19 protein-coding genes and 1 tRNA gene are annotated in these 18567 nt (G+C 69.1%); 12 read left to right on the forward strand and 8 right to left on the reverse strand.

Annotated elements, in window-relative coordinates; translation table 11 throughout:
- Positions 1–4 precede the first annotated feature (4 nt).
- Positions 5–1171, forward strand: coding sequence for an ATP-grasp domain-containing protein (locus AMYNI_RS0100760; protein WP_026359910.1), 1167 nt, complete (start codon positions 5–7; stop codon positions 1169–1171).
- Positions 1168–2049, forward strand: coding sequence for a succinate--CoA ligase subunit alpha (locus AMYNI_RS0100765; RefSeq protein ID WP_020666046.1), 882 nt, complete (start codon positions 1168–1170; stop codon positions 2047–2049). Before AMYNI_RS0100760 ends, AMYNI_RS0100765 begins: the two co-directional genes overlap by 4 nt.
- On the opposite strand, the gene AMYNI_RS0100770 is transcribed toward AMYNI_RS0100765, so the two are convergent.
- From AMYNI_RS0100770 to AMYNI_RS0100780, 3 genes are read right to left on the reverse strand one after another with little or no spacing between them, the layout of a single operon-like run.
- Positions 2033–3742, reverse strand: a complete 1710-nt coding sequence (locus AMYNI_RS0100770) for a cobaltochelatase CobT-related protein (RefSeq protein ID WP_020666047.1) — start codon at positions 3740–3742, stop codon at positions 2033–2035. The two genes, AMYNI_RS0100765 and AMYNI_RS0100770, sit on opposite strands and share 17 nt — an antisense overlap.
- Positions 3739–4713 (reverse strand): AAA family ATPase, encoded by a 975-nt coding sequence (locus AMYNI_RS0100775; RefSeq protein WP_020666048.1) that lies wholly within the window; start codon positions 4711–4713, stop codon positions 3739–3741. Before AMYNI_RS0100775 ends, AMYNI_RS0100770 begins: the two co-directional genes overlap by 4 nt.
- A 27-nt stretch (positions 4714–4740) precedes the next feature.
- Positions 4741–5559 (reverse strand): IclR family transcriptional regulator, encoded by an 819-nt coding sequence (locus AMYNI_RS0100780; RefSeq protein WP_020666049.1) that lies wholly within the window; start codon positions 5557–5559, stop codon positions 4741–4743.
- 171 nt (positions 5560–5730) lie between these two features.
- On the opposite strand from AMYNI_RS0100780, the gene xsc reads away from it, so the two are divergent.
- The 4 genes from xsc to AMYNI_RS0100800 all read left to right on the forward strand — a co-directional run bounded on the left by xsc (position 5731) and on the right by AMYNI_RS0100800 (position 9543).
- On the forward strand, positions 5731–7539 hold the full coding sequence (xsc, locus tag AMYNI_RS0100785; RefSeq protein WP_020666050.1) for a sulfoacetaldehyde acetyltransferase: 1809 nt from the start codon (positions 5731–5733) through the stop codon (positions 7537–7539).
- 98 nt (positions 7540–7637) lie between these two features.
- On the forward strand, positions 7638–8051 hold the full coding sequence (locus AMYNI_RS0100790; protein WP_020666051.1) for a DoxX family protein: 414 nt from the start codon (positions 7638–7640) through the stop codon (positions 8049–8051).
- A 90-nt stretch (positions 8052–8141) separates the two neighbouring features.
- The gene (locus tag AMYNI_RS0100795; protein WP_020666052.1) at positions 8142–8711 is read left to right on the forward strand and encodes a putative glycolipid-binding domain-containing protein; all 570 of its coding nucleotides are present in this window, start codon (positions 8142–8144) and stop codon (positions 8709–8711) included.
- 61 nt (positions 8712–8772) lie between these two features.
- Positions 8773–9543: an alpha/beta fold hydrolase gene (locus tag AMYNI_RS0100800; protein ID WP_020666053.1), complete on the forward strand. Its 771-nt coding sequence runs from the start codon at positions 8773–8775 to the stop codon at positions 9541–9543.
- A gap of 19 nt (positions 9544–9562) precedes the next feature.
- Here the strand turns inward: AMYNI_RS0100800 and AMYNI_RS0100805 are convergent, their stop codons facing one another.
- Positions 9563–10177, reverse strand: coding sequence for a TetR/AcrR family transcriptional regulator C-terminal domain-containing protein (locus AMYNI_RS0100805; protein WP_020666054.1), 615 nt, complete (start codon positions 10175–10177; stop codon positions 9563–9565).
- 65 nt (positions 10178–10242) lie between these two features.
- Here AMYNI_RS0100805 and AMYNI_RS0100810 point away from each other — a divergent pair, with 65 nt between their 5' ends.
- From AMYNI_RS0100810 to AMYNI_RS0100820, 3 genes are read left to right on the forward strand one after another with little or no spacing between them, the layout of a single operon-like run.
- Positions 10243–11742, forward strand: a complete 1500-nt coding sequence (locus AMYNI_RS0100810; protein ID WP_020666055.1) for an FAD-dependent monooxygenase — start codon at positions 10243–10245, stop codon at positions 11740–11742.
- Positions 11727–12086 (forward strand): hypothetical protein, encoded by a 360-nt coding sequence (locus tag AMYNI_RS0100815; RefSeq protein WP_020666056.1) that lies wholly within the window; start codon positions 11727–11729, stop codon positions 12084–12086. Before AMYNI_RS0100810 ends, AMYNI_RS0100815 begins: the two co-directional genes overlap by 16 nt.
- Positions 12086–13228: a methyltransferase domain-containing protein gene (locus AMYNI_RS0100820; protein ID WP_020666057.1), complete on the forward strand. Its 1143-nt coding sequence runs from the start codon at positions 12086–12088 to the stop codon at positions 13226–13228. Before AMYNI_RS0100815 ends, AMYNI_RS0100820 begins: the two co-directional genes overlap by 1 nt.
- 783 nt (positions 13229–14011) lie before the next feature.
- On the opposite strand, the gene AMYNI_RS0100825 is transcribed toward AMYNI_RS0100820, so the two are convergent.
- The 3 genes from AMYNI_RS0100825 to AMYNI_RS0100835 form a co-directional block, all read right to left on the reverse strand.
- A tRNA-Ile gene (locus AMYNI_RS0100825) sits at positions 14012–14085 on the reverse strand.
- A 95-nt stretch (positions 14086–14180) separates the two neighbouring features.
- Entirely contained in the window at positions 14181–14939 is a 759-nt protein-coding gene (locus AMYNI_RS0100830) for an SDR family NAD(P)-dependent oxidoreductase (protein WP_020666058.1), read from the reverse strand.
- 60 nt (positions 14940–14999) lie between these two features.
- Positions 15000–15989, reverse strand: coding sequence for a sigma-70 family RNA polymerase sigma factor (locus tag AMYNI_RS0100835; RefSeq protein WP_020666059.1), 990 nt, complete (start codon positions 15987–15989; stop codon positions 15000–15002).
- A gap of 108 nt (positions 15990–16097) precedes the next feature.
- Here AMYNI_RS0100835 and AMYNI_RS0100840 point away from each other — a divergent pair, with 108 nt between their 5' ends.
- The 3 genes from AMYNI_RS0100840 (at position 16098) to AMYNI_RS43195 (ending at position 18311) form a co-directional block, all read left to right on the forward strand.
- A complete protein-coding gene (locus AMYNI_RS0100840; RefSeq protein WP_051116430.1) occupies positions 16098–16715 on the forward strand; it encodes a maleylpyruvate isomerase family mycothiol-dependent enzyme in 618 nt (205 codons plus the stop codon).
- A 100-nt stretch (positions 16716–16815) separates the two neighbouring features.
- The gene (locus AMYNI_RS0100845) at positions 16816–17376 is read left to right on the forward strand and encodes a superoxide dismutase family protein (protein ID WP_020666061.1); all 561 of its coding nucleotides are present in this window, start codon (positions 16816–16818) and stop codon (positions 17374–17376) included.
- Positions 17376–18311 carry a lactonase family protein gene (locus AMYNI_RS43195; protein WP_020666062.1) on the forward strand — a complete coding sequence of 312 codons (936 nt, stop codon included), beginning with the start codon at positions 17376–17378 and terminating at the stop codon, positions 18309–18311. The genes AMYNI_RS0100845 and AMYNI_RS43195 overlap by 1 nt, the downstream gene beginning before the upstream one ends.
- Positions 18312–18318: 7 nt before the next feature.
- Here the strand turns inward: AMYNI_RS43195 and AMYNI_RS0100855 are convergent, their stop codons facing one another.
- Complete coding sequence (locus tag AMYNI_RS0100855) at positions 18319–18534, reverse strand: hypothetical protein (protein WP_020666063.1); 216 nt, start codon at positions 18532–18534, stop codon at positions 18319–18321.
- Between the last annotated feature and the right edge of the window lie 33 nt (positions 18535–18567).

The raw sequence follows: 18567 nt of genomic DNA on the forward strand, positions 1-18567 counted from the left end.
GATGATGAAACTGCTGGAACACCAAGGAAAGCGGCTGCTGGCCGACACCGGGATCGCGATCCCCCGCGGCCGGGTCGCGGCCACCGCCGACGAAGCGGCGATGGCGGCAGCGGCCGCCGGCGGCCGAGTGGCGCTGAAAAGCCAGATCGCCTCCGGAAAGCGCGGCAAGGCGGGCGGCATCCTGTTCGCCGACGATCCCGAGTCGGCCCGCGCGGCGGCCGCCGGGCTGCTCGGCGCCGAGATCGGCGGGCACCGGGTGGACACCGTCCTGGTCGAGCGCTGTGTCGACATCGCGACCGAGCTCTATGCCGCGGTGCTCAACGATCCCGCCACCAAGGGCCCGCTGGTCCTGTTCAGCACCGCGGGCGGAATGGACATCGAAGAAATCGGCGCGCGGCAGCCGGAGCTGATCCGCTCACTGGCCGTGGACATCCGCAAGGGGCTGACCGAGGAGTCCGTGCGCACGCTGGTCGAAGACAGCGGCCTCGCCGAGCACGTCACCGAGCAACTCGTGGGCACGATCCTCGCGCTGTACCGCGTCTACCGATCGTTGGACGCCGATCTGGTGGAGGTCAACCCGCTGGTCGTCACCGGCGCCGGGGACCTGATCGCGCTGGACGCCAAGATCTCGCTGGACCCGGGGGCACTGGCCCGGCACGCGGAACTGACCGCCGAATTCACCGAAGCGAGCCCGTCCGGGCGGGAGACCGCGCTCGAACGGCGCGGTGCCGAACTGGGCCTGCAGTTCATCGAGCTGGACGGATCGGTCGGCGTGCTGGCCAACGGCGCCGGGCTCACCATGACCACTTTGGACGCCGTGCAGCACTTCGGCGGCCGCCCGGCGAACTTCCTGGAAATCGGCGGGGACGCCTACACCAAGGCCACCGCCGCGCTGGAGCTGGTGCTCGGCAACCCGCGGGTGCGCAGCCTGCTGGTGAACTTCTGCGGCGCGTTCGCCAGGACGGACGTGATGGCCGAGGGCGTGGTCACCGCGCTCGAAGAACTGCGCCCGGAAATCCCGGTGTTCTTCACGATCCACGGCACCGGCGAGGCGGAGGCCGTCCGGCTGGTGTCCGAGCGGCTCGGCGAGAAACCGTACGACCTGATGGACGACGCGGTGCGGGCCGCGGTACGAGCGGCCGAAGGCAAGGAAACAGGAGCGGGCGAATGATCGTCTCGGGCGGGCACAAGGTGATCGTGCAGGGCCTCACCGGCAGGCAGGGGTCGTTCTGGGCGGAGCGGATGCGCGAGTGCGGCACCGCCGTGGTGGCCGGGGCGAGCCCCAAGAAGGGCGGCCGGGTGGTCGCCGGGATCCCGGTGTACGACTCGGTCGCCGACGCCGCGGCCGAACACCGGCTGGACGTCAGCGTGCTGTTCGTGCCGCCGCTGTCCGCGAAGGCCGCGGCGCTCGACGCCATCCGGGCCGGTGTCGCCAAGCTGGTGCTGCTCACCGAGCACATCCCCTACCAGGACGTGATGTACCTGCTGGCCGAAGCGGCCGACCACGGCGCGCAGGTGCTCGGCCCGAACACTGCCGGGCTGGTGGTGCCGGGCGAGGCGTCGGTCGGCATCATGCCAGGGTTCGCCGGCAACATCTTCCGGCCCGGCCGCGTCGGGGTGCTCTCGCGCAGCGGCAGCCTCGGCACCCTGGTGTCGCTCAACCTGGTCGCCGGCGGCTACGGCCAGTCCGCCTTCATCGGCATCGGCGGGGACCCGATCCTGGGCACCACGACGGTGGACGCGGTCCGCGCCCTCGACACCGACGACCGCACCGACGCCGTGGTGCTGGTGGGCGAGATCGGCGGCGGCATGGAGGAGGAGGCCGCCGAGTACATCTCGGGCATGACCAAGCCGGTCGTCGCCTTCGTCGCCGGCCGCAGCGCGCCCGCCGATCGCCGGATGGGCCACGCCGGCGCGATCATCAGCGGCGGCCGCGGCACTGGTCAGTCCAAAGTAGACGCTCTTACCGGTGCCGGGGTCACCGTGGTCGACGTGCCCAGCGAGATCCCCGACGCGCTGCGCGCCAAGGGAATCAGCCCGACCGGCTGAGCAGGCCGAGCACGTCGCGGAACATCCCGAACCCGGTGCCGGCGGAGGTGTCGAGGATGCGCGAGTGCCGGTAGAACGCGCTGAGGTCGAGCCCGACACCGACGCCGTGGATCTCGTGCCCGGCCCGTTCCAGCCCGGCCACCACCTCGGCCAGGTGCCGCTCCAGGTAGCGCTGGTCGTTGGCCAGGCTGGTCGCGCTGTCCATCGGGCTGCCGTCGGACACGACCACCAGCGCCGACCGTCCGTCGGTGTGCGCCCGAGCCCGGCCGCACGCCCAGGTCACCGCCTCGCCGTCCACTCCTTCGCGGTAGAGGTCGGCCTTGAGCAGGCCCGCGATCCCGGCGCGGGCACGGCGCCAAGGCGTGTCGGCGTCCTTGAACACGAGATGGCACCGCTCGTTGAGCCTGCCCGGCGAACGAGGGCGCCCGGCGCGAAGCCAGTCCCGCCTTGCCCGGCCACCGTTCCACGCACCGGTGGTGAAGCCGAGGATCTCGCAGCGCGCGCCGGCCAGTTCGAGCGCGCGGGCGAACAGGTCGACCAGCACGGCGACCGGCTCACGGTGCTGTTTCATCGAGCCGGAGCAGTCGATCAGGAAGGTCACCAGCACCTCGGCGACGGGCACGACTCGTTCGGTGCGGAAGAGGCCGCGTTCGGCGGGCGAGCTGATCAGCTGGGTGAGCGCGCGGGCGTCCACCTGCCCTTCCTCCTGGCCACCGTGCCAGCCGTCGGCGGCGGGCACAGCCAGTGCCGCGGTCAGCTCGCGCGCGAGCCGCCCGGCGTGCACGCCCTGCCTGGCGACCAGCCGGTCGAGCCGTTCGCGGTACTCCTTCAGCAACGCCGGGCGGACCAGGTCGGCGGCCTTGTGCTGACGGTCGTAGGCGCTGCTGAACACCCGGTAGGGCGGTCCGGCGGGGACGGGAACGGCGCCCTGCCCGGTCCCCGCGCCGGGAGTCTCGTCGTCTCCGTCCTGCTCGTCGAACTCGACCAGCAGGGTGGGCCGCGCGCGGTCGCGATCGTCCTCGCTGTCCTCGACCTTTGCTGTGTTTTTCCTGGCACGCAACAGTTCGCCGACCACGGCGGCGATGGCCAGCGCGTGCCCGGCGAAAGCGGCCTGGTCATGCCGGTGCCGCCGGAGCCCGGCGAGGTCGTGCCCGATCCTCGGCGCGAGCATGGCGCGCGGCACCTCGATCAGGTCTTCGACCTGCTCCGCGAGCGGGGTCCCGGTGATCCGTGACCGGCACACCTGCGCGAGCGTGTACAGGAGCAGGCCACGTTCCGTGCCGGTCAGCCCGGCCCCGTGGAAGTCCCACGACCAGCGCTCGAACCGCCGCGCCACGTTCGCCCGCACGCCCAGCAGTGAATCCGGCACCAGCGACTCCGCCCGGAACTGCTCTAACTGCTCGAAGACCAGGCGCTGCACCGGGTCCGCTGGTCGGTGCCGCCGGTGCAGCACCGGGTCGGAACCCAGCAGCCGCAACGCCATCGCATCCCCCGCGCCGCGCAGCGAACCGAGGTCGTCCTCGTCCAAAGCGGACTGAAGGTGCGGGGCGGTCATCGGGACCGGCCGTCGTCCCCGGTGCAGCCGTCCCCCGCGGAACCGCAGGTCCCGCACTCCGCTCAGGGCGCGCATCGTCGCCGCGCACAGCTCCTCGGCGCGCTGCCGGCGGCGGGCCAGCGCCTGCTCGGGGTTCACGCCGGCACGGCGAGCGCGCGGGACTCGTCCACCTCGTGGCCGAAGCAGCGCTGGAAGTACTCGGCCACCACCGCGCGCTCGGCGTCGTCGCATCTGTTCAGGAACGACAACCGGAACGCGAGCGCGGGATCGCCGAAGATGCCGGCGTTCTCCGCCCAGGTGATGACCGTCCGCGGCGACATCAGCGTGGACAGGTCGCCCGCCTCGAAACCCTTGCGGGTCAAGGCGGCCACCGCGACCATGGAAGTGACCAGCTCGCCCGGCACCGACGGGACCCGGCCCCGCACGATCGCGATCTCCTCGGCGGCGGGCAGGTAGTCCAGCGAGGCGACCAGGTTCCAGCGGTCGAGCTGCGCGTGGTTGAGCCGCTGCGCCCCGTGGTAGAGCCCGTTGAGGTTGCCGAGGCCCACCGTGTTGGCGGTGGCGAAGAGCCGGAACGACGGATGCGGCCGCAGCACCCGGCTCTGGTCCAGCAGGGTGAACCGGCCGTCCCGTTCGAGCAGCCGCTGGATGACGAACATGACATCCGGGCGGCCGGCGTCGTACTCGTCCAGGATCAGCGCCACCGGCCGCTGCAACGCCCAGGGCACGATCCCTTCCTGGAACTCGGTGACCTGCTTGCCTTCCCGCAGCACGACGGCGTCCCGGCCGACCAGGTCCAGCCTGCTCAGCTGCCCGTCCAGGTTGACCCGCACGCAGGGCCAGTTGAGCCGCGCGGCCACCTGCTCGACGTGCGTGGACTTGCCGGTCCCGTGCAGGCCCTGCACGAGCACCCGGCGGTTGTGCGTGAACCCCGCCAGCAGCGCCGAGGTGACCTCCGGGTTGAACCGGTACGCCTCGTCGATCTCCGGCACGTGCTCACCGTGCGCACCGTGCTCGCCGAACGCGGGCACGGTGCGCGGGGAGTCGATACCGAAGAGCTCGCGCACCGAAAGGCGGCGCTCCGGCACGGCGTGGAGCGGATCGGTCATAGTCGGCGGCCTCCAGTACGGGGGAAGTCAGGACGAAGCGGTTTCGGCGGCGTCCGGGGAGCCTTCGGCCTCCACCCGGCCGATCGCCTCCGCGGCCCGTTGCAGGGCGGGCAGCAGCGCGAGCGCCTTGTCCGGCGTCAGCCGCATCACTGGTGCCTGCGCGGCGACGCACAGGTTCGAGCGGCCGTTCTCGGTCGGCACCAGCACGGCCACGCAGACCAGGCCGGGCAGGAACTCCTCGTCGTCGACCGCGAACCCGTCCCGGCGGATCCTGGCGAACTCGTCCTCCAGCGCGTCGAGGTCGGTCACGGTCTTCGGCGTGTACTTCTTCAACGGCGCGTGCGCCAGCAGCTTGCGCCGCTGGGCCGGGCTCATCTGCGACAGGATCATCTTCCCGCTCGCCGAGCAGTGCACCGGCACCCGCGAGCCGGGGCGCAGGTAGAACCGCAGCGGTTCGGGCGTCTCGACGCGGTCGAGGTAGACGATCTCGTTGCTGGAGAGCGTGGTGATGTTGCAGCTCTCCCCCAGCTCGTCCACCAGGTGCCGCAGCACCCCGTGCCGCGCGCCGTGGTGGGTGGCGTTGAACAGCAGGTTTTCCGCCAGCCGGCGCAGCCGGAGCCCGGTGCCGTAGTGCCTGCCGTCCGCCTGGCGGATCAGCAGCCCGGCGCCTTCGAGCTGTTGCAGCATGCGGTGCAACGTCGGCTTCGGGATGCCGGTCTCTTCGACCAGCCCCTGCAGCGACACCAGCTGGTCCTTCGCGGCGATCAGCTCCAGCAGGGAGAACAGCCGCATTATCGGCGTATCGCCGTTCACCCCGGCCGGGTCGGTCTCCCGTATCAGCTCCACGACACCTCCTCGTTCGTTCCGGAAATTAGCACACTGCGTCTCGTTTTTCATAGCTCATCGTTGACGACAGGCACGGCCAGGCTTATCGTCGTCTCGATCCCACTTTCAGGAACGCTCTGTACCGCTTTCTGCAAGTGGCCGTTGATTCTGAGCCGTCGAAGGAGCACCAGCATGAGTCAGAACCAGGCGGACGTCAGCCGCACTGTTGCGCAGGGCCCGCAGAAGATGACCCCGTCCGAGGCCTTCGTCGAGACGCTGGTCGCCAACGGCGTCACCGACATCTTCGGCATCATGGGCTCGGCCTTCATGGACGCGATGGACATCTTCGCCCCGGCTGGGATCCGCCTGGTACCCGTGGTGCACGAGCAGGGCGCGGCGCACATGGCCGACGGCTACGCCAGGGTGAGCGGCCGGCACGGCGTGGTGATCGGGCAGAACGGCCCTGGCATCAGCAACTGCGTCACCGCGGTGGCGGCGGCGTTCTGGGCGCACAGCCCGGTGGTCATGGTGACCCCCGAAACCGGCACCATGGGCATGGGCCTCGGCGGCTTCCAGGAGGCCAACCAGCTGCCGATGTTCCAGGAGTTCACCAAGTACCAGGCGCATGTGAACAACCCGAAGCGGATGGCCGAGCTCACCGGGCGCGCGTTCGACCGGGCGATGTCGGAGATCGGACCGACCCAGCTGAACATCCCGCGGGACTACTTCTACGGCGAGATCGAGGCGGAGATCCCGCGCCCGCAGCGGCTGGACCGCGGCGCCGGTGGCGCCAGGAGCCTGGACGAGGCTGCCGCGCTGCTCGCCGAGGCCGAGTTCCCGGTCATCATCTCCGGCGGCGGAGTGGTGATGGCCGACGGTGTGGACGAGTGCAAGGCCCTCGCCGAACGGCTGGGCGCCCCCGTGGTGAACAGCTACCTGCACAACGACTCCTTCCCAGCGAGCCACCCGCAGTGGTGCGGCCCGCTGGGCTACCAGGGTTCCAAGGCGGCGATGAAGCTGATCGCGAAGGCCGATGTCGTGGTGGCGCTCGGTTCCAGGCTCGGCCCGTTCGGCACGCTGCCGCAGCACGGCATGGACTACTGGCCCAAGGACGCCAAGATCATCCAGATCGACGCCGACCACCGGATGCTCGGGCTGGTCAAGAAGATCACCGTCGGCATCTGCGGTGACGCGAAGGACGCCGCCGCCGCGCTCACCGAGCGGCTGGCCGGCAAGACCCTCGCCTGCGACGCCACCCGCGACGCCCGTGCCGCGACCACGAAGGCGGAAAAGGACGCGTGGGAGGCCGAACTCGACGAGTGGACCAACGAGACCGACCCGTTCAGCCTGGACATGATCGCCGAGCAGGAGCAGGAGGAGGGCAACTGGCTGCACCCCCGTGAAGTGCTGCGCGAGCTGGAAAAGGCGATGCCGGAGCACGTCATGGTGTCCACCGATATCGGCAACATCAACTCGGTCGCCAACAGCTATCTCCGCTTCGAGGAGCCCCGGAGCTTCTTCGCCCCGATGAGCTTCGGCAACTGCGGCTACGCCCTGCCCACCATCATCGGCGCGAAGGCCGCCGCGATGGAGCGCCCGGCGATCGCCTACGCCGGCGACGGCGCGTGGGGCATGAGCATGGGCGAGATCATGACCGCCGTCCGGCACGACATCCCGGTCACCGCGGTGGTGTTCCACAACCGGCAGTGGGGTGCGGAGAAGAAGAACCAGGTCGACTTCTACAACCGCCGGTTCGTGGCGGGCGAGCTGGAGAGCGAGAGCTTCGCCGGAATCGCCAAGGCGATGGGCGCCGACGGCGTGGTGGTGGAGAAGCTGGAGGAGGTCGGCCCGGCGCTGCGCAAGGCCGTGGAGGCGCAGTTGAACGAAGGCCGCACCACGGTCATCGAGATCATGTGCACCCGCGAGCTCGGCGACCCGTTCCGCCGCGACGCCCTGTCCAAGCCGGTCCGCTTCCTCGAGAAGTACAAGGACTACGTGTAACTCCCCCACGGACTCGCGGACCTGCCCTCCCCCAGACAGGTCCGCGAGTCCCACATATCTAATTGCGCGTATATACACTCGGTGTTATATTTGGCGCCATGGACACAGCAACAACCGACGACCCGGCCGAGCCGAGTCAGGCGGCGGCGATCCGCCTTGCCGCCACCCTGCTCGTCGGCGGCAGCCTCCACTTCCTCACCCCGAAGTTCTTCGACAGCATCATTCCGCCGGTCCTGCCGGGCAACCCGCGGGCCTACACCTACCTTTCCGGAGCCGTCGCACTCAGCACCGGAACGGGCCTGTGCTTCCCCCGCACACGACGGGTTTCCGCCGGCCTGGCCGGGGTGTTCTTCGTCGCCGTGATGCCCGCCAAGGTGCAGATGGCCGCCGACTGGTGGCGCAGCGACAGCAAATCCTTACCCGCCAAGCTCGGCGGCATCGCCCAGCTGTTCTGGCAGGTCCCCCTCGTCACCGAAGCCCGCAAAGCCCGGCGCAACGCCAAAGGACGGTGACCAGCCCGTTCCACAACGAAAGCGCACACCGGAATTGTTCGGTGCTCCTCGCGGTTACCCGGATGGGTATGGATTCCGTGGAGGTCCCTGATGTCTTACGCCGTTCTGCCCTCGGTCGCTTCCTGGCGGCACGAGGGCGCTCGCGCAGGGTTCGAGGTCGCGTTCTTCGCCGCCGATGACCGCGGTCCACGGATCGAAGGCACCACCACGGCCACTGAGGACGGAAAGTCCTGGATCGTGAACTACGAGATCCAACTGGACAGGTCATGGCTGACCAGATCCGCGCGGATCACCGGACGCAGCGACGACCGCACCGTCGTCACCGTGATTGAGGCGGACGGCATGGGCCATTGGCAGGTCGACGGTGTTGCCGCGCCTCATCTGCAGGGATGCCTGGATCTTGATTTGGAGGCATCGGCGATGACCAACACCTTCCCCGTGCACCGGTTGCGCCTGCCCGTCGACCGTGCGGTGGCCGCGCCGGCTGCCTACGTCCGTGCGATCGGTCTGGCGGTGGACCGTTTGGAACAGACCTATTCACGTTCCGGCGAAGGGCAATACAACTACGCCGCACCCGAATTCAACTTCGCCTGCCACTTGGTCTACGACCAGCACGGCCTCATCCTCGAATACCCCGGCATCGCCACCCGTGTCCACTGACCACACGCGGCTCCACGATCCCGCGGATCCGGCCGGGTGTTCGCTGAGTAGGGTGGCATCCGTGGCGAACATCCAACTCGGCGACGTCCTGACCTGGTACGACGACCACGGCGACCAAGACAGCGAACCGGTCGTGCTGCTGCACAGCGCCTTCGTGGATTCACGGATGTTCGCTCCCGCCCTGCCCAGACTTGGCGAGCGCTTCCACGTCTTCACCGTGGACCGGCGCGGGCACGGCCGGACGCCGGATGTCGACGGCCCGATCACCTACGAGCTGATGGCCCAGGACATGATCGCGTTCCTGGAAAAGGTGGTCGAGGGACCGGCGCACCTTGTCGGCCACAGCGACGGTGCCATCGTGGCGATGATCGTCGCGCTCCGCCGGCCCGATCTGGTGCGGAAACTCGTCCTGATCAGCGGCAACTTCCGCTACGACGGCCTGGTTCCCGGCGTGCTCGAAGGGTTCGCCGACGAGGTCGTGCTGGACGTCCTGGGCCCTCGCTACGGCCAGGTCTCCCCCGACGGTGAAGCCCACTTTCCCGTGGTGGTACGAAAACTGCTGCGGATGGCGGCGCAGGAGCCGACCCTGACCGAAGGCGACCTCGCCGACATCAGCGCCCGCACGCTCGTGGCAGCCGGCGACGACGACGCGGTGACCCTGGAACACACGATCGCGCTCTACCGCGCGATCCCCGACTCGGAACTGGCGATCGTGCCCGGCACCTCCCATCTCCTGGTGATGGAGAAACCGGACGAGGTCTACGCGCTCGTCACCGACTTCCTCGTCAACGACCCCATCCTCACCAGACAACCGATCCGCCGCGCCCCCTAACCGAACAGGGGCGTCGCGATCAAGTGGGGCGAGTCGCGTTCAAGCCGGCGAGCAGAATGCCCAGCGCATAACGGAAGTTGTCCGCCGCCGTGGTTCCGGCTGCGTGCCGCTCCCGCATGCCACGGGCCATCAGCGGGAACGGGATCGTCGAGATTACGGCTACTTCGTCGGAACGGTCGGGCATGGTCTGCTCCTCCACGGCCCGGCCGAGGATGAAGTGGACCAGGACGCCAGCGGCCCGGGTGGCGTCGGCGAGCGGGAATCCTGCCCGGTGTAAGACCTCCACTGTGCGTTCGGCGAATTCGCCGAGTGCGCGGGCCACCCTCAGGTCGGCGCCAAGCGCGACACGCGGACCGTCGCGGTGGCTGAGCAGCGCGGCGCGCAGCGCAAACCCGGCGTCCTCTAGCCACTTCAGCCAGGGAGTACCGGGGGCCGGCAGCTGGGCGATGACCGGAGCCACGATGGCGTCGGCCATGTGGTCCAGCAGCGCGCGCTTGTTGGTGAAGTGCCAGTACAGCGCGGGCGCCTTGACTCCGAGCTCGGTCGCGACGCGCCGAACGGTGAGCTTGTCGAGTCCGTCGGCTTCCAGCAGAGCCAACGCCGCCCGCACAGCGTCCCCGACCGAGATCGGCATCGATTCCTCCTTGACACCTTAACTAGTTAAATGCAGGGTAGCACTTAACTAGTTAAGGAGGCGCAGTGGACGCTGATGTGATCGTCGTCGGGGCCGGGCCGGTGGGGCTGCTCCTCGCCGCTGAGCTCCGCCTCGGCGGAGCCCACCCGGTCGTGGTGGAACGGCTGGGCGAACCCGCCGCGCAAACGAAGGCGCGCGGCATCGGCCCGCTGGCCACTGAAGCGCTGCGGCGGCGCGGGCTCGGCCCACAACTGGACGAGGCGCACCACGGTGGCGCGCGCGACTTCGCCCGCGACCACGGCAGCACGCTCGGTCACTTCGCCAACATCCACAAGCTCATCCCGGACCAGCAGCGGCGGAGCACGCTGATCTGGCAACCGGAATTGGAACGCGTGCTCACCGCGCACGCCGAGCTGCTCGGGGTGCCGATTCTGCGCGGACACGAGGTCGTCGAGCTCGAATCCGATGTGGACGGTGTGGCGGTCGTAGCGAAGGCACCGCAGGGCGAGCGAAGGCTGCGCGCGCCCTATGTGGTGGGCTGCGACGGCGGCCGCAGCACGGTCCGCAAACTCGCCGGATTCCACTTTCCGGGGACTCCGCCGCTGCTGCGGACGATCGCAGGGCGGGTGCGATTCGCCGGTGACGTCCCCGCCGCGGGGCGATACGCCACCGGCACGTTCATGTGCGGCGGCAGCATGGCCGGCGTCTCCGAGCTCGCGCTGGCCGAGGAACCGCGCAGCCCGGTGACCGCCGGCGAGCTGGCCGACGCGATTCGACGAGTCACCGGCGCCGACGTCGGCATCGAGGAGCTTCACGACGACCGCCGGGCCGGCGACCAGGCCCGCCAGGTCGACACCTACCGCCGCGGACGGGTACTGGTACTGCTCGCAGGCGATGCGGCACACGTGCACTCGCCCAGCGGCGGGCAGGGACTGAACCTCGGGCTGCTGGACGCGGTGAACCTCGGCTGGAAGCTGGCCGCTTTCGTGTGTGGCGACGCGCCCGAAGCTCTGCTCGACACCTACACCCGCGAACGGCATCCCGCGGGCGAAGCGGTGCTGCGCAACACCCGAGCCCAGTCCGCACTGCTGGCTCCCGGTCCCCACGTCGACGCGCTGAGGGAGATCATCGAGGAGCTGCTGGACATTCCGGCGGCGAACCGATACTTCACCGAGCTGTTGTCCGCCGTGAACCTCCGCTACGAGTTCCCCTACCCCGCACAAGACCCGGTCGGCCAGCACTGCCCTGACCTCGAACTCCGGGACGACGAGGGCAAACCGTCACGGCTGTCCGACCACACGCGGTCCGGCCGCGGACTGCTCCTGCTCACGCCGCAAACACGGGAGCTCGCGCGGTACGCGACCAGCCAGATCGAGGTCGTCCCGGTGACGAATACCGATCCGCTACTCCTCCGCCCCGACGCCGTCGTGGCCTGGGCATCGAGCAACCACGACTCGCTCAAGGTCGCCTTGGAAACCTGGTTCGGCCCACCCGCTTTCACCAGCGCAAGAAGCGCCCATGCCCCTCGGCACGCGGCATCCTGGACACCATGGCCCGCTACCTGACCGTGCACCTACCCGAAATGTCGTCCGCCTGCTACACCGAGCTGGTGTGGCTGGAGGTCGACGCGCTGCGCGATGCCGGGCTGATCAGCCGCGCGACCATCGCCGTGGACCAGCTGCCGGACCGCCTGGACGATAAAACGCCCCGCACCTCCCGCGACGGCGGGGTGAGGTTGTTACGAAGCGGCGGCCGACTGCATATGGTGAGAACTTCGATACAGGAGGTGGGACCGATGGGTGGCGAAGACGACAAGGGCACCAAGGACGACGGCCAGCATTCGCTGGAAGACGACAAGAAAACCGGTAAGACCGGCGATGACATCGACCCGAGCGAGTACGGCAAGTAGTGCGGACCGATCTTGAGGGCCCGGCCAGGCTGGCCGCCGCCCTGGCCGCGGCCGGGGACCTTCCGAACCAGTTGCGCCCGGTGATGGAGCGAGTGGACCGCGGCTGTTTCATCCCGGAGCGGATCTGGGCCCGGCAGGACGACGACGGTCCTTACCGGCCGATCGATCACCAGGCCGAGCCGCAGCGGTGGGCGGAGGCGGTCTACTCCGACACCGTGGTCGTGACCCAGTTCGACGACGGGCGCACGACCTGGCCCGAGGTAGGGCGGCAGCCCTCGTGCTCGGCGTCCCAGCCCTCCGCTGTGGCCGGCATGCTGCTCGCCCTCGACCTGCGGCCGGGCCAGCACGTGCTGGAGATCGGCACCGGCACCGGCTACAACGCGGCGCTGCTCGCCGAACTCGTCGGCCCGCACGGGTCGGTGACCACACTCGAGGTCGACCGGGACGCGGCGACCGCGGCCCGGGACGCGCTGCGCAACAGCGGCCACGACCGCGTCGACGCGCAACTCGCCGACGGCACCACCGAACTCGGCGGCGGCGTCTCCTTCGACCGCGTCATCGCGACCGCCGGGGTACGCCTTGGCCGGCTGCCGTACTGGTGGGTGCAGCACACCAACCCCGGCGGAGTGATCCTCGCGCCGATGCGCGCCGATCTCGCCTCGGGCCCGCTAGTCCGGTTCCTCGTCGACGACGGCACCGCCCGTGGACACGCTTTGCCTGACCTGCAAGTCGGATTCATGGAAATCCGTTCACACCGCGTTCCCGAAGCGGGCCTGGCCGAGCTGCGCTGGAACGATCCCCGCGCGGACATCACCTACACAACACTCGCGCCCTGGGTTCCACTCCTGGCGGATGACCACCGCTGGCCGATCGCCGTAGCCCTGCCATCCTGCCGCTACGCGGTATGGAAGAAGAACGGCGAACGGCCCGGCGTGGCCTGGCTGATCGATCCACTATCCAGTTCCTGGGCGAGCATCGTCGCCCACGACGACACCCGCTTCCTAGTACGGCAATCCGGACCGCGCCGACTGTGGAACGAAGCCGAAACCGCCTACCTCTGGTGGCAGAAACACGGCTCACCCCCACTCGAAGCATGGGAATGGACCATTACCGTCAACCGGCAGACGATTCACCTGCCCTGACGAGCAGACCCACCGGACAAAGCGCTACAAGTGCTGCTTTTGACGATGTCGCTGATCGTCGAGGGCTGGTGGTGATGCGGTGCAGCGCGCGCCAGCGACCGGTCAGCAGAACGAACCCGCGCTCGCGGAGGACCCCAGTTCGTGAATCGCGGATTTGACCACGGATCAACGAAATCGGATCATCAACAGCTGCCCAAACATGAATTTGCGTGTTGCCGTCGGTTAGGACTAGGGCCAGCACACCGTACTTCTCCTCTACTACAGCACCGAACGTTCCCTCTTCGGTTTCGCGATAGCTGATGATAGATCTGCATGGCGGCACGGGGGTGTACTGAAAAGGGCATGGAGTCCCCTCGCTCTCTCGCCGTACGGGATCACCGGTACGCGGCGAGGGGGTGAGGTTTTGTTTGCGGGACAAGACGCCGCACTCAGTACGGCGGACGGCGCTGTGGGTTCTTTGCGGTTAGGTAACCCGGCCCCGCGGTGCCGAGAGATTCGGACTTTGCTGCCCATCAGCGTACCCACCTGTCGCCCACGCGCGCACGATCGGCACCGCGTCCAATAGGACGGAGGCCGTGAACACGTTGCCGTCTCTGTCCTCCGGGTAGTCGGTGTGGAACAAAGGTGCGCGCGGCGATCGAACGGTTCGCGGCCGAGCTGACCGGAACCATGGACAGCGCCATGGACGCTGCCCCCAATTTGCCCCCAGTTGATCAAGAAGCGAAAGGAGGAAAGATCGTCTACATAGACGGATTTCGCAGGTCAGCGGGCTAGCTAGAGCGGTGGGCCGGGCGGGGCTCGAACCCGCGGCCAAGGGATTATGAGTCCCCTGCTCTAACCAACTGAGCTACCGGCCCCTGCGGCACCACAGGGAGGAGGCCCCCGGATCCCGGCGGCCAACATACCGCACCCCGGGCGGGCGTTCCCGGGCTGGGCCACGGCGGCAGGGGCGCTAGTCGAGGGCTACGCCGCAGGTCATGTTGAGCGCGGATCCTGTCATGGTGCGGGCCCAGTCCGAGGCGGCGAAGACGGCCACGTTGCCGACGTCCTCCAGTGACGCCGCGCGGCCGGTGAGGGTCTGGGCGACGAGGTCGTCTTCGATGGCCTGGCGCTGGTCGAGGTCCGCCGGGATCGTCTCGGGCACCCCGGCGGTCCGCAGGGTGAGCACGCGGATGCCGTGCGGCGCCAGCTCCACCGCGAGCTGGCGCCGCATCGACTCGACCACGTCGAACGCGGCCTGCAGGCCGCCGAGGTGGTACTCGCGCGAGCCCGTGGTGACCGTGCCGCCGAACATCATGATCACGCCCGAGCCTTGCCCAATCATGTGCCGGGCGGCCGCGCGCGAGGTGAGGAACTTCGAGCTCACGGCGGTCACCACCGGGCGCAGGTAGTCCGCGAGCGGCATGTCGGCCATCGGTGTGCCCTGAATGTCCCCGTCCGCGATCACGTTGAACGACACGTCGATACCGCCCGCCGCCGCGGCGACCGCGTCCGCGTGCTCGTCGACCGCGGTCTCGTCCAGCGCGTCGACCACGGCGGTCTCGGCCGAGCCGCCCTCGGCGCGGATGTCGCCGGCGACCTTTTCCAGTGTCTCCGGGGTGCGCCCGGCGAGGAAGACCCGCGCCCCCGCACGGGCGAACGCGCGAGCAACCGCTCCGCCGACCGAGCCGCCGCCACCGTAGATGACCGCGTTCTTACCTTCGAGCAACATGGCGCCTCCCGCGTGCCGATGAGTCCTGTCAGGACCTGTAACCCGCGGAGGCCGCCGAACTCATCGCTCCTCGATCTCGGCGGGCAGACCGAACAGGCCGAAGTCCGCGGTCAGGAACGAGACGACCTCGGCGATCTCCGTGCCCCGCAAGGTGAGCAGGTCGAGCCCGGCCGCGACGTAGACGCACTTGTCCTCGTCCCACCTGTACGTGCCGAACGCGAGCTGCCCGTTCGCCCGCGCCGGCCGGAACCGCCACCGCAGGGACAGCGGTTTCCCGGTGAGGAACTCCCTGATGCCCGCCCGGCCCTGGTACCACTCCGGCAGGGGCGGCATGGCGTACCGGGCGTCGTCGGTCAGCATGGCCACGATCGCCTCGACGTCGCGGCTCTCCCACGCCCTCGAGTACCGGTCGGCCAGTTCGCGGACCTTCTCGTCGCCGAGCGAACGCAGGGTCACCTGCTGACTGCGGCCGGGCAGGCGCTCCCGGAGGGTCCTGCGGGCGCGTTGCAGTGCGCTGTTGACCGACGCGACCGTGCCTTCCAGCAGATCAGCGGACTCGATCGCGGAGAATCCCAGTACCTCCCGCAGCAACAGGACGGCCCGCTGCTGAGCCGACAGGTACTGGAGCGCGGCGAGGAAGGCCAGCTCCACGCCTTCCCGGACCTCGTAGCGGGCCGCGGGATCCGGCTCCACCCCGGCCAGTCGCTCGTCGGGGTACGGCTCGAGCCACAGCGGTTCGGAACCGGGGCCTGCCTCGGCGGGCAGCTCTCGGCGGCCTCGGCGTTCGAGCAGGGTCAGGCACCGGTTGGTGGCGATCTTGTACAGCCAGGGCCGGATCCGGCGGCGGCCGTCGAACCGGTCCAATGCCCGCCAGGCCCGCACCAGCGTCTCCTGCATCGCGTCCTCGGCGTCGTGGACCGACCCGAGCATCCGGTAGCAATGCGCCTGCAACTCACCGCGGTAGGGCTCGACCAGCTGCCCGAAGGCCACCTGGTCACCAGTGCGCGCCGCATCCAGAAGCTGCTCTTCGGCCGTGTCGTTCCCGTACATGCAGCAACCCGCCCCGGCGATCGATTTTCCGAATGCCGAGCACCGTAGCGCAGCCTTTCGGTAAACGCTGACGAGCGGGTGCCCACCGCTTACCCTGGTGCGGTGAACATGATGAGCCTGGCGCACGAAGAACGAGCGGACTTCGTGGCGCTGCTGAAGAGCTTGTCTCTGCAACAATGGGACGAGCCGACGTTGTGCCGAGGATGGCGGGTGCGCGACCTGGTCGCGCACGTCGTGAGTTACGACGAGCTCGACAAACGGGGCGTCACCGCACGCTTGGTCAAGGGCCGGTTCAGTCCCGGCCGGATCAACGACCTCGGGGTGGCCGAGTACAACACGCGCACCCCGGACGAACTGATCGCGTTGATGAACGATCACCTCGAGCCGACGGGCCTGCGCGCCGCTTTCGGTGGCATGATCGCACTGGTCGACGGGCTCATCCACCAGCAGGACATCCGCCGCCCGCTCGGCCTGCCCCGTGACATTCCGCCGGAGCGGCTGCGGCGCACGCTGCCGGCCGCGCTGGTCGCCCCGCCGATTCGCGCGTTCTGGCGCGCCAGGGGGCTCCGGCTGGTCGCCACCGACCTCGACTGGTCCACCGGGTCCGGCCCCGAGGTGCGCGGCCCGGCCGAAGCGATCCTGATGGCCGTCGCCGGGCGCGGCCACGCGGTGGGCGAGCTGACCGGTGACGGCCAGCCGAAACTCGCCGCCCGCATGACCGGTTGATATTATTCAACGCATGCCCCGGTGATATCGACGATTTGCCGAGGACCCGGCGTACGAATGCAGTATTGGTGACCCTATCCGGAAACGGTAGGGATGAAATATGCATCGTTCAGTTTTCGTCGCGATCACGCTGACCGCCACCGCACTGGCCGCGGCCGGATTCGCGACCGCCGCCCCACCGCCGGACCGGGTCTCCGTATCGGCGAAGTTCGAGCTCTACCGACCCGGCGCGCGGGGCATCACCTACGACCCGCAGCTGGTGGCCGTCGGCGCCAAGGCGTCCGTGACCGCGATCGCGCGCGCCGAGAAGACCAGGGTCGTGCTCACCGTGCGCGGGCTGGTGCCGAACCGGAAGTACGGCTCGCACGCGCACCAGAAGCCGTGCGGTCAGAACGCCGCCGACTCCGGGCCCCACTACCAGCACGTGGTGGACCCGGTCCAGCCCTCGGTGGACCCCGCCTATGCCAACCCCCGCAACGAAATCTGGCTCGACTTCACCACCGACGAGAAAGGCAGCGCCCTCGCATCGTCTACTGTGGACTGGAAGTTCACCGACCGGCGCGCCGGCTCGGTGGTGATCCACGCCGAGCACACGCACACCGAACCGGGACATGCCGGGATGGCGGGTCCTCGCCTGTCCTGCATCAGCGTTCCCTTCTAGTGGCACCCGTCTACATCGGCAACTTCACCACGGCGATCGCGCTCGCCTCGCTCGACGAGGACACCGGGCAGCTGACCGCGAGCGGCACGGTCGAAGGGGTGCGGGATCCCGCGTTTCTCACCCTCACCTCGGACGGGAAGCTCCTCTACGCAGTGAACGACTCGGCCGACGGCCGGGTGACCGCGCTGAGCGTGGGCACCGGCGGTGGCCTGACCCCGATCGGCAGCCGGTCAAGCGAGGGCGTCATGCCGACCCACCTCTCCGTGCATCCCCGCGGCGGTTTCCTGCTGGTGCCCGACCTCGGCACCGACCGGGTACACGTGCACTCGCTCGACCTCGCCACCGGCCGGCTCGGTGCCGTCGGCGACACCGTGCTGCGGAGTGGTTCGGGGCCAAGGCATCTGGTCTTCCACCCCACCGCACCGGTCGTCTACGTCGCGGGCGAACTCGACTCCACGGTGACCGTCTGCGATTACGACCCCGCCGCCGGGAAGCTGGCCCCCGGGCAGGTGCTGGCGGCCGCGCCCGGCGGCGGGCCGCGGAACTACCCGGCGGAAATCGTGATCTCCCAGGACGGGCGCTTCGTCTACGTGTCCAACCGGGGCCACAACAGCATCGCGGTCTTCGCCGTCGAATCCGGCGGCAGGCGGCTGCGGTCGCTGAACACGGTGCCGTGCGGCGGAAACTGGCCGCGGCACATCACCATCGACGAGTCGGGTCGGCTGCTGTTCGCCAGCAACCAGTACTCGAACTCCGTGACGACCTTCCGCGTGGACACCACCAGCGGAGCCCTCAGAATCTTGCGGGACACCCGCACCCGATCGATGGGGGCATGCGCAAAAAGCCTCGCATGCCCCCATCTCAGTCCATTGGGCGGGCCCTTCTCGACGCCCAGCCCGGTGTGCCTGCTCCTCGGCACCGCCGCGCGCGCCTGAAACCGGGTTACCGCAGGGTGACGTCGGAAAAGATGAGGACGGGCCAGGCGATCATCTCGCCGAGGAACGAGAACACCTTGTCCACCCCGTCCAGCATGGCAAGGTGTTCGTTGTGGGTGAGCGCCCATACCAGCCCGACGATGCCGTACGGGATGCCCAGCGCGACGCCGAGCAGGAAAAGTTGCCGGATGGACACCCTGAAGTCGCTGATCTTGTCGGTCATGGCCGTGCCTTTCTCGGGTGTGCTGCTACCACG

The sequence above is a fragment of the Amycolatopsis nigrescens CSC17Ta-90 genome, from assembly GCF_000384315.1.
In the GTDB taxonomy this organism is placed as follows: Bacteria; Actinomycetota; Actinomycetes; order Mycobacteriales; family Pseudonocardiaceae; genus Amycolatopsis; species Amycolatopsis nigrescens.

Coding starts and splice junctions, on each gene's coding strand:
- AMYNI_RS0100835 (WP_020666059.1), bottom strand. CDS start 15,989: ATGTACGGGAACGACACGGCCGAAGAGCAGCTTCTGGATGCGGCGCGC.
- AMYNI_RS0100815 (WP_020666056.1), top strand. CDS start 11,727: ATGGCCCGCTACCTGACCGTGCACCTACCCGAAATGTCGTCCGCCTGC.
- AMYNI_RS0100855 (WP_020666063.1), bottom strand. CDS start 18,534: ATGACCGACAAGATCAGCGACTTCAGGGTGTCCATCCGGCAACTTTTC.
- AMYNI_RS0100790 (WP_020666051.1), top strand. CDS start 7,638: ATGGACACAGCAACAACCGACGACCCGGCCGAGCCGAGTCAGGCGGCG.
- AMYNI_RS0100760 (WP_026359910.1), top strand. CDS start 5: ATGAAACTGCTGGAACACCAAGGAAAGCGGCTGCTGGCCGACACCGGG.
- AMYNI_RS0100765 (WP_020666046.1), top strand. CDS start 1,168: ATGATCGTCTCGGGCGGGCACAAGGTGATCGTGCAGGGCCTCACCGGC.
- AMYNI_RS0100845 (WP_020666061.1), top strand. CDS start 16,816: ATGCATCGTTCAGTTTTCGTCGCGATCACGCTGACCGCCACCGCACTG.
- AMYNI_RS0100775 (WP_020666048.1), bottom strand. CDS start 4,713: ATGACCGATCCGCTCCACGCCGTGCCGGAGCGCCGCCTTTCGGTGCGC.
- AMYNI_RS0100840 (WP_051116430.1), top strand. CDS start 16,098: ATGATGAGCCTGGCGCACGAAGAACGAGCGGACTTCGTGGCGCTGCTG.
- AMYNI_RS0100795 (WP_020666052.1), top strand. CDS start 8,142: ATGTCTTACGCCGTTCTGCCCTCGGTCGCTTCCTGGCGGCACGAGGGC.
- AMYNI_RS0100830 (WP_020666058.1), bottom strand. CDS start 14,939: ATGTTGCTCGAAGGTAAGAACGCGGTCATCTACGGTGGCGGCGGCTCG.
- xsc (WP_020666050.1), top strand. CDS start 5,731: ATGAGTCAGAACCAGGCGGACGTCAGCCGCACTGTTGCGCAGGGCCCG.
- AMYNI_RS0100805 (WP_020666054.1), bottom strand. CDS start 10,177: ATGCCGATCTCGGTCGGGGACGCTGTGCGGGCGGCGTTGGCTCTGCTG.